Annotated in this window: 11 protein-coding genes, 1 tRNA gene and 1 pseudogene; all 13 read right to left on the reverse strand. The window is 67.5% G+C overall.

The genetic code is table 11. The features are described 5' to 3' along the window. Positions 1-78: 78 nt before the first annotated feature. A complete protein-coding gene (locus OG293_RS17435) occupies positions 79-213 on the reverse strand; it encodes a DLW-39 family protein (RefSeq protein ID WP_003958712.1) in 135 nt (44 codons plus the stop codon). 468 nt (positions 214-681) lie between these two features. Continuing rightward, the gene (locus tag OG293_RS17440; RefSeq protein WP_405999715.1) at positions 682-828 is read right to left on the reverse strand and encodes a hypothetical protein; all 147 of its coding nucleotides are present in this window, start codon (positions 826-828) and stop codon (positions 682-684) included. A 148-nt stretch (positions 829-976) separates the two neighbouring features. Further along, positions 977-2,131: an anion permease gene (locus OG293_RS17445; RefSeq protein WP_405999716.1), complete on the reverse strand. Its 1,155-nt coding sequence runs from the start codon at positions 2,129-2,131 to the stop codon at positions 977-979. A gap of 194 nt (positions 2,132-2,325) precedes the next feature. Beyond that, positions 2,326-2,490 carry a hypothetical protein gene (locus tag OG293_RS17450; RefSeq protein WP_405999717.1) on the reverse strand — a complete coding sequence of 55 codons (165 nt, stop codon included), beginning with the start codon at positions 2,488-2,490 and terminating at the stop codon, positions 2,326-2,328. Between the two features lie 66 nt (positions 2,491-2,556). Continuing rightward, positions 2,557-2,630: transfer RNA gene (locus OG293_RS17455), tRNA-Ile, on the reverse strand. Positions 2,631-2,699: 69 nt separating this feature from the next. Next, positions 2,700-3,365 carry a DUF3566 domain-containing protein gene (locus OG293_RS17460; RefSeq protein ID WP_405999718.1) on the reverse strand — a complete coding sequence of 222 codons (666 nt, stop codon included), beginning with the start codon at positions 3,363-3,365 and terminating at the stop codon, positions 2,700-2,702. 3 nt (positions 3,366-3,368) lie between these two features. Next, on the reverse strand, positions 3,369-5,978 hold the full coding sequence (gene gyrA / locus OG293_RS17465) for a DNA gyrase subunit A (protein ID WP_405999719.1): 2,610 nt from the start codon (positions 5,976-5,978) through the stop codon (positions 3,369-3,371). A gap of 41 nt (positions 5,979-6,019) precedes the next feature. Next, a complete protein-coding gene (gyrB, locus tag OG293_RS17470) occupies positions 6,020-8,083 on the reverse strand; it encodes a DNA topoisomerase (ATP-hydrolyzing) subunit B (RefSeq protein WP_406003625.1) in 2,064 nt (687 codons plus the stop codon). Between the two features lie 499 nt (positions 8,084-8,582). Then, complete coding sequence (locus OG293_RS17475; RefSeq protein WP_405999720.1) at positions 8,583-9,140, reverse strand: DUF721 domain-containing protein; 558 nt, start codon at positions 9,138-9,140, stop codon at positions 8,583-8,585. Next, positions 9,137-10,264: a DNA replication/repair protein RecF gene (gene recF / locus OG293_RS17480; RefSeq protein ID WP_405999721.1), complete on the reverse strand. Its 1,128-nt coding sequence runs from the start codon at positions 10,262-10,264 to the stop codon at positions 9,137-9,139. The genes OG293_RS17475 and recF overlap by 4 nt, the downstream gene beginning before the upstream one ends. A 29-nt stretch (positions 10,265-10,293) precedes the next feature. Further along, positions 10,294-11,208, reverse strand: a pseudogene (gene gnd / locus OG293_RS17485) (phosphogluconate dehydrogenase (NAD(+)-dependent, decarboxylating)); the annotation flags it as partial. A 90-nt stretch (positions 11,209-11,298) separates the two neighbouring features. Next, positions 11,299-12,429 carry a DNA polymerase III subunit beta gene (gene dnaN / locus OG293_RS17490; protein WP_405999722.1) on the reverse strand — a complete coding sequence of 377 codons (1,131 nt, stop codon included), beginning with the start codon at positions 12,427-12,429 and terminating at the stop codon, positions 11,299-11,301. Positions 12,430-13,380: 951 nt separating this feature from the next. Further along, a complete protein-coding gene (gene dnaA / locus OG293_RS17495) occupies positions 13,381-15,162 on the reverse strand; it encodes a chromosomal replication initiator protein DnaA (RefSeq protein WP_405999723.1) in 1,782 nt (593 codons plus the stop codon). Between the last annotated feature and the right edge of the window lie 96 nt (positions 15,163-15,258).

Genomic DNA, 15,258 nt, shown 5'->3' on the forward strand with positions numbered 1-15,258 from the left:
ACACGCACCGGGCCCGGGCAGCACGAAGCCCCGGCCGCTTCAGCGACCGGGGCCCGTGGATTTCACGACTGCTGCGTCTCACACACCCGAACCTGCGGGCACGGAGTCGGTCGCCTCCGTCCACAGATCCTGCTCGGCGCGATCCGCCTGGATCTGGCGGTACACGAGGAGCCCGCCGATGGCGGCCAGTGCGACCAGGAGAAGCTTCTTCACCGCGCGACCTCGTCTTTCCTTGACGTATGAGGACTTCTGCCGCCCGACTATACACACCGACCGATACCGATCGGTGACCTGCGTACCACCGGGGGACGCCCCAACTAGGGCCCCCGGCAAAGCGATCAGCCCGCACGGAGAGTCTCCGTACGGACCGCATCACACCTGTCGGGCTACAAGATGTGAACCCGTGGCCTCACCCTTGTCAGGTCGGTCCGGCATCGCCGTTACGACAGGGGATGCAGTTGGTTCACCGCCTTCGGCGATCGTCGCTGATCGGCCGTAACCGCGGTTGTCCGCCGCTGTTGGTTTCAGGCGTTGATGTCAGCCGCGACAGGCGGACTTGACCAGTTCGAAACTCGTTCCCATGTCCCTGGAGCTGAGGCTGCGGCAAGCGCAGCACGTTTCTGGCAGCGGAGGGCCGCCCCTGCGAGCCGCGCGAAGCGTGCCGCTGCTATCGCGTCGGGATCACTGATGGAACTGGGGAATGATGAGGTAGATCCCGTAGAGCACCGCGGCGGCACAGGCCATGAAGCACATTCCGGCAGCCGCGAGCATGGCCCTTCCGGCCTCGCCGTGCTCGCGTGCGGTGTCCCGCTGGGAGAGTGCGACCACACCGCAAGAAAAGACAATGACGACGGCAAGTGTTGCTCCCGCTCCCACTACGACCACCTGGAGAAGGGCACTCCAATGCAGGTTCATCCCGACCGGCCTTCCTCTCTCTGATACCTCTGTGCTGCACTGGTCCGCTTCTGCCGGCAGGTCACCGGCCGGTGCCCCCGCCTGTCTGCGCCGCGGGGAGGATCCGTACCGTCTTGGCCTCGTTGACGTTGCTCGCGGTGACCGGATTGCGCCGGGCCAGTACGACGATGACCGTGGCGACGGCGAGTGCGCACAGGGCCACCAGGGCGACACCGAGGTTCCCGCCCTGCGTGACCCCCAGAGCCGCGACCGCGCCGACAAGACCGGCCGACGGCAGGGTGACCAGCCAGGCGATCGCCATACGCCCCGCTGTTCCCCACCGCACCTTGGCGAGCCGCTTGCCGACCCCGGCCCCGATGATGGCGCCCGAGCACACCTGGGTGGTGGACAGGGCGAAGCCGAAGTGTGCCGACGTGAGGATGACGGTGGCGGAGGAGGTCTCGGCCGCGAATCCCTGAGGGGATTCGATGTCGGTCAGGCCCTTGCCCATCGTCCGGATGATCCGCCAGCCGCCCAGATAGGTGCCCAGGCCGATCGTGAGCCCGGCAGCGATGATCACCCACATCGGAGGTCCGGAGCCGGAAGGGAGTGCACCCGCGGAGATCAGGGTGAGGGTGATCACTCCCATCGTCTTCTGCGCGTCGTTCGTACCGTGCGCGAGTGAGACCAGCGAAGCCGAGCCCGTCTGGCCGAGCCGGAAGCCGCGCGTCACCGTGCCCTGGCGTGCGCGCACGGTGATCCGGTAAGCCGCAAAGGTGGCCAGCAGCGCGGCCGTACCTGCGATGAACGGCGATGTGACCGCAGGAATGATGATCTTCTCGACCACTTGGGAAAAGTTGATGGCGGAGACTCCCGCCCCGACCCACACGGCACCGATCAATCCCCCGAACAGGGCATGTGAGGATGAAGAGGGCAGACCGGCCAGCCAGGTCAACAGGTTCCACAGGATGGCACCCACCAGACCCGCGAAGATCATGGCCGGCGTCACCTGGGCGTCGTTCACGATGCCGTTTGAGATGGTCTTCGCCACTTCAGTGGACAGGAACGCACCGGCGATATTCAGCACGGCACTGATGAGGACCGCGACCTTGGGTCGCAGCGCCTTGGTCGCGATGGACGTGGCCATCGCGTTCGCTGTGTCGTGAAAGCCATTAGTGAAGTCGAAGGCCAGCGCCGCGACGATGACTGCCACCACAATGAACGAGATGTGGTCCATGCCTCCGAGTTAAACAGGAGGGCTCAGCGCGAGCGACTTGGCCCGCCAGCCCCGAGTCCTGGCCCACCGAGGTACCCCGATCGACCGGCCGACCGCAGGCAGTATCAACGCCTCAACTCTGGTCCGCCACCGGGGAACGGCACGCCGGCTTCGTGCCCGCCGATCCCACACTGCCGGTCAGCAAGAGAAGGGGGTCACAGCTCCATCTGCTGGAGTGCCGCGGCTGCTGAGCAGCGAACCCTGCCCGGCGATATCGCGGCGACGTCGTCCGCGCGCACCACGACGATCGGCAGCCTGAAGCAGGCCAACCCGGCGCCGCGGAGCTGCTGGAAGACCCACTCATCGGCTGACCAAGCCATCCGCCGCCGTTGGTGTCAACTGATGCCAAAGGCCCCCAACCAAGATCGATTGAGGGCCTTTCACTGTGGGGCTAACAGGATTTGAACCTGTGGCCTCATCCTTATCAGGGATGCGCTCTAACCAACTGAGCTATAGCCCCGCCGCGCTGCGCGCTGACTCATGAAGATTAGCGCACGTCGGGGCCAGTCCCAAAATCGGTTGTCCCGCCTCACTCGTCCTCGGCGAGCGTGAGCTCGACACCGCCCACGAAACCGGCGGAGAGGTTGTAGATGAAGGCCCCGAGCGTCGCCAGCGCTGTGGCCAGCACCACATCGATCACCGCGATGACCGAGGTGAAGATGAGCACCCGCGGCAGCGAGAGGAACGACTGAAGGTCGAATCCGTTGCTCTCGTTGGAGCCGGTGGCCTCACTGATCGTCCCGCCCACCGTGGAGAAGACACCCATGGCGTCCATGACCATCCACAGCACCGCCGCCGCGATCACCGTGCAGATGCCCAGCGCGATCGAGAGCAGGAAGCTGACCTTCATCACCGACCACGGGTCGGCCTTGGCCACCCGCAGGCGGGCCTTGCGCGTCCGCGGGGTCGTGCGGGCCCCGGTCCGCGGCCGGCGGACCGCCGCGCCCGCCTGCGGCGCGCCACCGCCCGGGGGCGAGGGATACGCCTGCGGCGGGTGGTACGGCTGCTGCGCGGCCGGTTGCTGCGCCGGTTGCTGTGCGGCCGGTTGCTGCGCCGGCTGCTCGCCGCCCAATGTTTCCTGCGGGGGCTGAGGCCCCCGGGTATCCGTCACCGTATCCCCCTGGGAGTCCGCGGCAGGGCCACGGGCACCGTTCGCTCCGGATGCTGCCGATCCGGCGCCCGTGGCTCCACTCACGCTCTACTCCTCGTGCTCCCCTGTCGAGGGCTCGCTGCCCTCGACTGCCGCCTCGGCCGCGTCGATGTCGGCCCCTTCGGTCCCTGCGACCTCATCGGCCCCTTCGACCGCTTCGGCCTCGCGGCCGGCTTCAGCGTTACGAGCGATACCGACCACGGCATCGCGCTTGCCCAAGTTGATCAGTTGGACGCCCATGGTGTCACGGCCCGTCTCCCTGACTTCATTGACTCGCGTACGAATCACACCGCCGCCGAGGGTGATGGCGAGGATCTCGTCAGTCTCCTCGACCACCAGAGCCCCCACGAGCGAACCGCGGTCCTCCACAATCTTGGCGGCCTTGATACCGAGGCCGCCACGACCCTGGACGCGGTACTCGTCGACGGCGGTCCGCTTCGCGTACCCACCATCAGTAGCAGTGAACACGAACGTACCGGGCCGCACCACATTCATCGAGAGGAGCTGGTCTCCTTCACGGAAACTCATGCCCTTCACACCCGATGTCGCTCGCCCCATCGGGCGCAGCGCATCGTCCGTCGCGGTGAACCGGATCGACTGCGCCTTCTTGCTGATGAGCAGCAGATCGTCCTCGGCCGACACCAGCTCGGCGCCGATCAGCTCGTCGTCGCTGCCGTCCTCCGTCTCACGGAGGTTGATGGCGATGACGCCGCCGGACCGGGGCGAGTCGTAGTCCTTCAGCGAGGTCTTCTTCACCAGGCCGCCCTTGGTGGCGAGCACCAGATAGGGCGCGGCGTCGTAGTCGCGGATCGCGAGGATCTCGGCGATCTGCTCGTCCGGCTGGAAGGCCAGCAGGTTGGCGACGTGCTGGCCGCGCGCGTCCCGGCCGACGTCCGGGAGCTCGTACGCCTTGGCGCGGTAGACCCGGCCCTTGTTGGTGAAGAACAGCAGCCAGTGGTGCGTCGTGGAGACGAAGAAGTGGTCGACGATGTCGTCTTCCTTGAGCTTCGTGCCCCGCACGCCCTTGCCGCCGCGCTTCTGCGAGCGGTAGTCGTCCGTCTTCGTACGCTTCACATAGCCGCCACGGGTGATCGTGACGACGATGTCCTCCTCGGCGATCAGGTCCTCGATGGACATGTCACCGTCGAAGGGCACCAGCTTGGAGCGCCGGTCGTCGCCGAACTTCTCGACGATGACGGCCAGTTCCTCGCTGACGATCTGACGCTGCTTCTCGGGCGAGGCCAGAATCGCGTTGTACTCGTTGATCTTGGCCTGCAGCTCGTCGTGCTCGGCGACGATCTTCTGGCGCTCCAGGGCGGCCAGTCGGCGCAGCTGCATCTCCAGGATGGCGTTGGCCTGGATCTCGTCGATCGTGAGCAGGCCCATCAGGCCCTCGCGCGCGGTCTCGACCGTGTCGCTGCGCCGGATCAGCGCGATGACCTCGTCGATCGCGTCGAGCGCCTTGAGCAGACCGCGCAGGATGTGCGCCCGCTCCTCGGCCTTGCGCAGCCGGAACTTCGTCCGCCGGACAATGACCTCGATCTGGTGGTGCACCCAGTGGCGGATGAACGCGTCCAGCGAGAGCGTCCGCGGCACGCCGTCGACCAGCGCCAGCATGTTCGCGCCGAAGTTGGTCTGCAGATCGGTGTGCTTGAAGAGGTTGTTCAGCACGACCTTGGCGACGGCGTCGCGCTTGAGCACGATCACCAGGCGCTGGCCGGTGCGGGACGACGTCTCGTCGCGGACGTCGGCGATGCCGCCGATCTTGGCGTCCTTCACCAGGTCGGCGATCTTCTGCGCGAGATTGTCCGGGTTGGTCTGGTACGGAAGCTCCGTGACCACCAGGCACTGGCGGCCCTGGATCTCCTCGACCTCGACGACCGCGCGCATCGTGATCGAGCCACGGCCCGTGCGGTACGCCTCCTCGATGCCCTTGCGGCCCACGACCAGCGCGCCGGACGGGAAGTCCGGGCCCTTGATCCGCTCGATGAGCGCGTCCAGAAGCTCCTCGTGGGAGGCGTCAGGGTGCTCCAGCGCCCACTGCGCGCCGGCCGCGACCTCGCGCAGATTGTGCGGCGGAATGTTGGTGGCCATGCCGACGGCGATGCCCGCCGAGCCGTTGACCAGCAGGTTCGGGAAGCGCGCCGGCAGAACCGTCGGCTCCTGGTTGCGCCCGTCGTAGTTGTCCTGGAAGTCGACGGTCTCCTCGTCGATGTCCCGGAGCATCTCCATCGACTGCGGCATCAGCTTGCACTCGGTGTACCGCATGGCGGCGGCCGGGTCGTTGCCCGGGGAACCGAAGTTGCCGTTGGAGTCGACCAGCGGCATGCGCATCGACCACGGCTGCGCGAGACGTACGAGCGCGTCGTAGATCGAGGAGTCACCGTGCGGGTGGTACGTACCCATGACGTCACCGACGACGCGGGCGCACTTGTAGAAGCCCTTCTCGGGCCGGTAGCCGCCGTCGTACATCGCGTACAGCACGCGCCGGTGGACGGGCTTGAGACCGTCCCGTACGTCGGGCAGCGCACGCGAGACGATGACGGACATCGCGTAGTCGAGGTAGGAACGCTGCATCTCCGTCTCGAGCCCGACGGGCTCGATCCGCAGTGCCGGCTCTTCCTCTTCGGTGGTCACAGGAGTGTTCTCGTCGGCCATTGCTGGTCTTCAGTCCTTTCGTGCGGTCAGCAGACACCGACTCAGATGTCGAGGAAGCGGACGTCCTTGGCATTGCGCTGGATGAACGAGCGCCGTGCCTCGACGTCCTCGCCCATCAGCACCGAGAAAAGGTCGTCGGCCTGCGCGGCGTCGTCCAGCGTGACCTGGCCGAGAACGCGGTGGTCCACATCCATCGTGGTGATGCGCAGCTCCTCGGCGTTCATCTCGCCGAGACCCTTGAAGCGCTGGACCGAGTCGTCCTTGATCCGCTTGCCGTTCTGCTTGCCGAGTTCGACGAGCGCATCGCGCTCACGGTCCGAGTACGCGTACTCGAAGTCGTCCCGGCCCCACTTGATCTTGTAGAGCGGCGGACGCGACAGATAGACGTGTCCGGCCTCGACCAGCGGCCGCATGAAGCGGAACAGGAAGGTCAGCAGCAGAGTGTTGATGTGCTGACCGTCGACGTCGGCGTCCGCCATCAGAATGATCTTGTGATAGCGGAGCTTCGCGATGTCGAAGTCCTCGTGGACTCCGGTACCGAAGGCCGAGATCAGCGCCTGGACCTCGGTGTTCTGAAGGATCTTGTCGATCCGCGCCTTCTCGACGTTCAGGATCTTGCCTCGGATGGGCAGGATCGCCTGGTACATCGGGTTACGGCCGGACTTGGCCGAACCGCCGGCGGAGTCACCCTCGACGATGAAGATCTCGCACATCGTGGGGTCGTTGGACTGGCAGTCACTCAGCTTGCCCGGCAGTGACGCCGACTCCAGCAGGCCCTTGCGGCGCGTCAGGTCACGGGCCTTGCGGGCCGCGACACGCGCCGTCTGTGCCTGGATGGACTTGCGGATGATGTCCGCGGCCTCGTTCGGATTGCGGTCGAACCAGTCCGTGAGGTGCTCGTGCACCACCTTCTGGACGAAGGTCTTCGCCTCGGTGTTGCCCAGCTTGGTCTTGGTCTGACCCTCGAACTGCGGCTCGCCCAGCTTGACCGAGATGATCGCGGTCAGACCCTCGCGGATGTCCTCGCCGGAGAGGTTGTCGTCCTTCTCGCGCAGCAGCTTCTTGTCGCGCGCGTACCGGTTGACCAGGCCCGTCAGCGCGGCCCGGAAGCCCTCCTCGTGCGTACCGCCCTCATGCGTGTGGATCGTGTTCGCGAAGGAGTAGACACCCTCCGTGTACTGCGAGTTCCACTGCATCGCGATCTCGACCGAGAGCATCCGCTCCTTGTCCTCGGCCTCGATGTCGATGACCGTCGGATGGATCAGATCGCCCTTGCGGGAGTTCAGGTACTTCACGAAGTCGACGATGCCGCCCTCGTAGTAGTACGTGACCGTACGGGCCTGCTCCTCGGCCGCCTCCTCGACGGTGTCCGCGCCCGCGGTGGCCTTCGCCGACTCGCGCTCGTCCGTCAGCGTCAGGGTCAGGCCCTTGTTCAGGAAGGCCATCTCCTGGAAGCGGCGGGAGAGCGTCTCGAAGGAGTACTCCGTCGTCTCGAAGATGTCGCCGTCGGCCCAGAACGTCACCGTGGTGCCGCTCTCGTCGGTCGCCTCGTTCTGCGCGAGCGGGGCGGTGGGGACGCCGAGCTTGTAGTCCTGCGTCCAGCGGTAGCCGTCAGCCTTGACCTCGACCGCGACCTTCGACGACAGGGCGTTGACGACGGAGACGCCGACGCCGTGCAGACCGCCGGAGACCGCGTAGCCGCCGCCGCCGAACTTGCCGCCGGCGTGCAGAACGGTGAGCACGACCTCGACGGCCGGCTTGTTCTCGGACGGGACGATCCCCACCGGGATGCCACGGCCGTTGTCGATCACGCGCACGCCGCCGTCGGCGAGGATGGTGACGTCGATGGTGTCCGCGTGGCCCGCGAGGGCCTCGTCGACGGAGTTGTCGACGACCTCGTACACAAGGTGATGGAGACCACGCTCACCGGTCGAGCCGATGTACATGCCGGGGCGCTTGCGGACCGCGTCGAGACCCTCGAGGACGGTGATCGCGCTGGCGTCGTACGAGGCGGTGACCTCGCCGTTCCCACCGGCAGGAGTGGACGGGATGTTCTCGTTGGGGTTGCCGGAATCGGCCACGAAGCGCCCTTTCTGGCACAGCACAAGCCGTTCTCCGGGCAAGCGGGAGCGGCTGCGTCGTTCGACATGTTCCGCGACTGGGCGGGATTGTCGACCAGTCTACCGGTACCGCCGACCCGAATGGGGGTTTGCCGGTAGCTGAGTCCTCATGTGCCGCCCTGAACCACATCGGTCCGACTCCCCATATCCGGGAAGGGGCTTCAGGAGGCTCACGCGGGCATTGAGCGCTTCGGCCTGTCAACCACTGGCTACAGTGAGGGACACCTCACACGCATCGGAGGGATTCGGGCGTTACAGCGAGGGGTGAGCGCGGGCAAGGGACTGGGTCTGCGGGCCACGGGCGGACTGCCTGCGGCAGGCAAGGGACCGAGTCTCCGGGCCACCGGCGGACCGCTTGCGACGGGCGCGGCGCGGGGCTGTCGGGAAGGCTCGGTGCCGAGCGCGGGACGGACCGGGGCTCGGTACCGGGCGGAAGTGGGGCAGAAACGGTGGCGGAAGGGACGGGTGTGGGCGACCCGCCACCTCAGCCGTAGGTGTCGCCCGGCCCCACACTCCCCGGCGCCCTCAACGCCCCGTACCCTCTCTGAGGCCCGCCCGGCCCCAGCACCTTGATCATCCGTACCGTCCCGTGCCCCAGATCCTCGTTCAGCCGCGCCACCAGCCGCGGAGCCAGCAGCCTCAGCTGCGTCGCCCACGCCGTCGAATCGCACTGCACGGTCAGCACGCGCTCGTCCGGGTCCTCGTCGTACCGCAGCGGCACACAGTGATTCGCCAGGTCCTCACCCACGATCTGCGGCCAGCGGCCCATCACGCCGCCCACCGCGGCCGGCGTCTCCCAGCCGCGCTCGGTGATCAGCCGGTTGATCGCCGCCCCCAGCGGCAGCGGATCGCGGCCGTCCGCCCGCGCCCCGGACCGCAGCCCGCCACCCCGCCTGGCCTGTTTCTTCTGCTGCGCCGCCGCACCGCGGGCCTTCGCCTGCTCCTTCGCCGCGCGCAGCGCGACCCGCGCCAGGTCGACGCCCGAGGACTCGGGCACCTGAGGCGGCTCCGAGGGCCCGGTCCCCGTCTGCTCCTCGCTCATACGCGCTCCACCGCTCCGTCCTCCACCACATACCGCGCCCCGGCCAGCACTCCCGGTACGTCGTCGTCGACCGCCGCGGTCACCAGCACCTGCTCGCCCGGAGCGACCAGCTCCGCCAGCCGCTCACGGCGCCGCGCGTCCAACTCGGCGAAGACGTCGTCGAGTACGAGCACCGGCTCGTTGCCCTCGGCCCGCAGCAGGTCGTACGAGGCGAGCCTGAGCGCGAGCGCGAACGACCAGGACTCGCCATGACTGGCGTACCCCTTCGCGGGCAACTGCCCCAGTTTGAGCACCAGCTCGTCCCGATGCGGCCCGACCAGCGTCACACCCCGCTCGATCTCCTGCTTGCGCATCTCGGCCAGGGCACCGAGCAGCCGCTCGTACAGCGCGTCCCGCCCGTGCACACCGCCCACGTCACCGGCGGAGGAACGGTACTCCAGTGCAATCGGCCCACCGCCCGGCGCCACCTGCTCGTACGCCTTGTCCGCCAGCGGCTGCAGCGCCGCGATCAGATCGATGCGCTGTGCCAGCAGCTCCGCCCCGGCGCGCGCCAGATGCTGGTCCCACACGTCGAGTGTCGACAGATCCATCCCGCGTCCACCGTGCCGCCGTGCCAGGGCCGCGGACTTCAGCAACGTATTGCGCTGCCTGAGCACCCGCTCGAAATCCGACCGGACCCCTGCCATCCGCGGTGAGCGGGCCGTGATCAGCTCGTCCAGGAACCGCCGCCGCTCGCCCGGGTCGCCCTTCACCAGGGCGAGATCCTCCGGCGCGAACATCACAGTCCGTACGATCCCCAGCACATCACGCGGCTTGACCTGCGAAGACCTATTGATACGGGCCCTGTTCGCCTTCCCTGGATTGAGCTCGAGCTCGATCAGCTGGGAACGCTCGCCCTGCGTCACGGCCGCCCGGATCACCGCCCTGTCCGCCCCCGCCCGCACCAGCGGAGCGTCGGAGGAGACTCGGTGGCTGGCCAGCGTCGCAAGATAGCCGACGGCCTCGACGAGATTGGTCTTCCCCTGTCCGTTCGCCCCCACGAACGCGGTGACGCCCGGGTCGAGAGGGACCTCGACCCGGGCGTACGAGCGGAAGTCGGCCAGCGACAAATGCGTGACGTGCATGGATGTACGCCGACCTCCCCCGGCTGGGACTAGTTCTTGTTCTCGACCGCGTGGCCGCCGAACTGGTTGCGCAGCGCCGCGATCATCTTCATCTGCGGGGAGTCGTCCTGACGCGACGCGAACCGTGCGAACAGCGACGCCGTGATCGCCGGCAGCGGCACGGAGTGGTCGATCGCGGCTTCCACGGTCCACCGGCCCTCGCCGGAGTCCTGTGCATAACCGCGCAGCTGCTCCAGGTGCTCGTCGTCGTCCAGGGCGTTGACCGCCAGGTCGAGCAGCCAGGAGCGGATGACGGTGCCCTCCTGCCAGGAACGGAAGACCTCGCGTACGTCGGTGACGGAGTTGACCTTCTCCAAGAGCTCCCAGCCCTCGGCGTAGGCCTGCATCATGGCGTACTCGATGCCGTTGTGGACCATCTTCGCGAAGTGGCCGGCGCCGACCTTGCCCGCGTGGACCGCGCCGAACTGGCCCTCGGGCTTGAGCGCGTCGAAGATCGGCTGGACCTTCGCGACGTTCTTCGTCTCGCCGCCGTACATCAGCGCGTAGCCGTTCTCCAGGCCCCAAACACCGCCGGAGACACCGCAGTCGACGAAGCCGATGCCCTTGATGCCCAGCTCGACCGCGTGCTTCTCATCGTCCGTCCAGCGGGAGTTGCCGCCGTCGACGACCACGTCACCGGGCTCCAGCAGTTCGGCCAGTTCGTCGATCGTGGACTGGGTGGCACCGCCGGCCGGGACCATCACCCACACGACCCGCGGACCCTTGAGCTTGCCCACAAGCTCCCCCAGGCTGTGGACATCGGCGAGGTCCGGGTTGCGGTCGTAGCCGATGACGGTGTGGCCTGCGCGGCGGATGCGCTCGCGCATGTTGCCGCCCATCTTGCCGAGGCCGACGAGACCGAGCTCCATCACAGATTCCTTAAGCGTTGTATGCCGATTCGTACCGGCTCCGAGCCTACGCCCGGCCTGTACGGACGGCCTGACGGGCCTGCTCCGGCGTGAGCAGGCCCGTCAGGATCCGTTCCTTCGGCTCCGTCAGCCGGACAGACGCACCGGCATGATCAGGTACTTGTACGCCTCGTCCGCCTCGGCATCCAGCGCGGGCTTGCCACTGAGCAGCGCGGGCTTGGTGGAGGTCGTGAAGGACAGCTGGGCGACCGGGGAGTCGATGGCGCTCAGGCCGTCGAGCAGGAAGGTCGGGTTGAAGGCGATCGAGATGTCGTCGCCGTCGAGTTGCGCGTCGACGCGCTCCACAGCCTGTGCGTCGTCACTGGAACCGGCTTCGAGGATGAGCACGCCCTGCTCGAAGCTGAGCCGCACCGGGGTGTTCCGCTCGGCAACCAGCGCCACACGCTTGACGGCCTCGACGAAGGGCGCGGTCTCGATGACGGCGATCGAGTTGAACTCGGTCGGGAACAGCGTCCGGTACTTCGGCAGATCGCCTTCGAGCAGCCGGGTCGTGGTCCGGCGTCCGGCGCCTTCGAAGCCGATGAGGCCCTCGCCCGCACCCGAGCCGGAGAGCGCCAGGGTGACCGTGTCGCCGCTGGTGAGTGCCTTGGCCGTGTCCAGGAGGGTCTTGGCGGGCACCAGCGCTACGGCGGATGCCTCCGGGTTCTCCGGCTTCCACAGGAACTCGCGGACCGCGAAGCGGTAGCGGTCGGTGGAGGCGAGCGTGACGGTGTCGCCCTCGATCTCGATGCGGACGCCGGTGAGGACGGGCAGGGTGTCGTCACGGCCCGCGGCGATGGCGACCTGCGCGGCGGCGGAGGCGAAGACCTCACCGGGCACGGTGCCGGTCGCTGTCGGCATCTGCGGCAGTGCCGGGTACTCCTCCACAGGCAGGGTGTGGAGTGTGAAGCGCGAGGAGCCGCAGACCACGGTCGCCCGTACACCGTCGGTGGAAATCTCCACCGGGCGGTTGGGGAGCGCGCGGCAGATGTCGGCGAGGAGCCGGCCGGAGACGAGCACGGTGCCGTCTTCGTCCACCTCCGCCTCCACGGAGACGCGCGCCGAGACCTCGTAGTCGAAGCTCGAGAAGCTGAGGGCGCCGTCCTCCGCCTTCAGAAGAAGGCCCGCGAGTACGGGCGCCGGCGGACGGGCCGGGAGGCTCCGGGCCACCCAGGCCACCGCCTCCGCGAGTACATCGCGCTCCACCCGGATCTTCACCGGAACCGCCTCCTGCTGTTGCTGGCTCGCCCTTGCTGGCCTTGGTCGTCGGCTGTGTCGCCGGGGACCAGTCTGACGTACGGCACCGACAGTCGGTGCGGGTCAGGGTCAAGTCATGGCAAGAGGTGGCGGGCGCTCCGGACTCGAGTTGTGCACAGGGCCTTCTTCGAAGCGAATTCCCCGGTAACTCTAAGTGGGAGTAGTAGTAGGGCCTGTGGAAACCGTGGATAACCCCGTTTGCGCAGGTCAGGCCCACTTTTTTGTCCACCGGGCCTGTGGGTGAGACCGGTGGACAACCCGGTGCTTCTGTGGACACCGAAAAGTTCTGCACATTCGATGCACAGCCCGAGGGGACTTCTCCCCAGCACTGTCCCCAGCTTTACCCACGTTCCCCACAGCCCAACCGACCACCTTGGTGTGACGCCTTTCACTCGACCCGGTGAGCTCGGGCGTTTCGTTGCCGAACAGTGGACAGCGGTGTGGAGAAGGTGCGAGAAGCTGTGGGCAACGCGGCTCTGCCTGTGGGCTGCCGGTGGACAACGTTGATCACACCCTGTGGACGGATTCTGTGTCCACAGACTGTGGAGCACGGTTGGCCACAAATCCACAGCCACCTGACCAGGCCTGATGGAGTCTGGCTCCTCAGCCCTGTGGACACGATCTGGACAACTTCCCAGTCCCCAGGCTGTGGACGGATGATCGCCCCCAAATCTGTGGAGAACACCTTCCCGTTGCCGCGCATTCGAACAGCGGTCATCCACGCGACGGTGGCGGGACGGCCGTGAGACGCCCGTCGGACAGCTTCGGGACAGCTTCGGGGCGGCTTCGGGGCGGCTTCGGGGCGGCCGTGAGACGGCTTCAGGACGGCCTGGAAACGCCGAAGGGCGCCCCGGGAAGCCGTCCCGGAGCGCCCTCGAAGGTCTCTGCTCGCCGTGGTGCCGGTCGCTCGCCTCAGCCGTTCTTGATGCGGTTGGTGAGCTCGGTGACCTGGTTGTAGATGGAGCGTCGCTCCGCCATCAGCGCGCGGATCTTGCGGTCCGCGTGCATCACGGTCGTATGGTCGCGGCCGCCGAACTGCGCGCCGATCTTCGGCAGGGACAGATCGGTGAGCTCACGGCACAGGTACATCGCGATCTGCCGTGCCGTCACCAGCACCCGGCTGCGTGAGGATCCGCAGAGGTCCTCCACCGTCAGGCCGAAGTAGTCGGCGGTCGCCCCCATGATCGCGCTCGCGGTGATCTCGGGGGCCGAGTCCTCGCCGCCCGGGATCAGGTCCTTCAGCACGATCTCGGTGAGCCCGAGGTCCACCGGCTGCCGGTTGAGAGACGCAAACGCCGTCACCCGGATCAGCGCGCCCTCCAGTTCACGGATGTTCCGCGAGATCCGGGAGGCGATGAACTCCAGTACCTCCGGCGGGGCGTTGAGCTGCTCCTGCACCGCCTTCTTGCGCAGGATCGCGATCCGCGTCTCCAGTTCCGGCGGCTGCACGTCGGTGGTCAGCCCCCACTCGAAACGGTTCCGCAGCCGGTCCTCCAGCGTCATCAGCTGCTTGGGCGGCCGGTCGGACGAGAGCACGATCTGCTTGTTGGCGTTGTGGAGCGTATTGAAGGTGTGGAAGAACTCCTCCTGCGTCGACTCCTTGCTCGCCAGGAACTGGATGTCGTCGACCAGCAGGATGTCCACATCGCGGTAGCGCTTGCGGAACGTGTCGCCCTTGCCGTCGCGGATCGAGTTGATGAACTCGTTGGTGAACTCCTCCGAGCTCACATACCGCACGCGCGTTCCGGGGTAGAGGCTGCGCGCGTAGTGCCCGATCGCGTGCAGCAGGTGCGTCTTGCCCAGCCCCGACTCCCCGTAGATGAACAGGGGGTTGTACGCCTTGGCCGGGGCCTCGGCGACGGCGACTGCCGCCGCGTGTGCGAACCGGTTGGATGCGCCGATGACGAAGGTGTCGAAGAGGTACTTCGGGTTCAGGCGGGCATGCGGCTCACCGGGCCCGGGCGCCGGCGAGGGCTGGGCGCCCAGCGGACCGGGGGCTCCGGTCGGAACGCCGCGGTGCGGAGCCTGACGCTCGGGATGGGCGTGGCGCTGCTGCTCGTACGGCTGGCGCTCGGGCGGCTGCGGCTGGCGGTAGTCGTGCTGGGGCTGGCGAGGGCGGGCGGTGGCATAGGGCTCGCGCCACTGCTCGGCGGCCGGATCGCGGTCCTGGAAGCCACCGAGCCGGGGCTGCTGCCAGGACAGATCCTCCTGCGTGCGCGGCCATGCGCCCGGCTCCGGGCGCTGCTGCTGATGCTGCTGGTACTCGGGGTAGGCGGGGCGGACGTCCGGCAGTCCGTCGTCGCCGGGCCGGTGCCCGTAGCTGTCGTACGGGTCGCTCGGCCGCTCGTCGTGCCCCGGTCCCTGATACCGGGGGCTGTGCTGCTGGGGAGGAGGCGCCTGCTGCGGTGCCGGCACCTCGCCGACGGAGTCGTCCACGGTGATGGCGATCCGGATGGGCCTGCCGCACTCACGGCTGAGGGTCTCGCTGATCAGCGGAGCGAGCCGGCCCTCCAGGACGCGTTTGCCCCACTCATTGGGGACGGCCAGGAGCGCGGTGTCGGCCACGAGTGCCAGGGGCTGGCAGCGTTCGATCCACTGTTTGTCCTTGGGCTCAATGCCCTGCTGCCCCTCTGCAAGGAGCTGTTCCAGCACTCGTGGCCACACTGCGGCAAGATCGGCAGGTACGTCAGCCACAAGGCACGCTCTCTCGCAGGTCCCACGAATGTGTGGTTCTCGGGACGGGATGGGAAGACAGGCAGGAAAGGAATTCGAGTTCAGCCACGGTAGTCA

It is taken from the genome of Streptomyces sp. NBC_00829 (assembly GCF_045161795.1).
Lineage (GTDB): Bacteria > Actinomycetota > Actinomycetes > Streptomycetales > Streptomycetaceae > Streptomyces.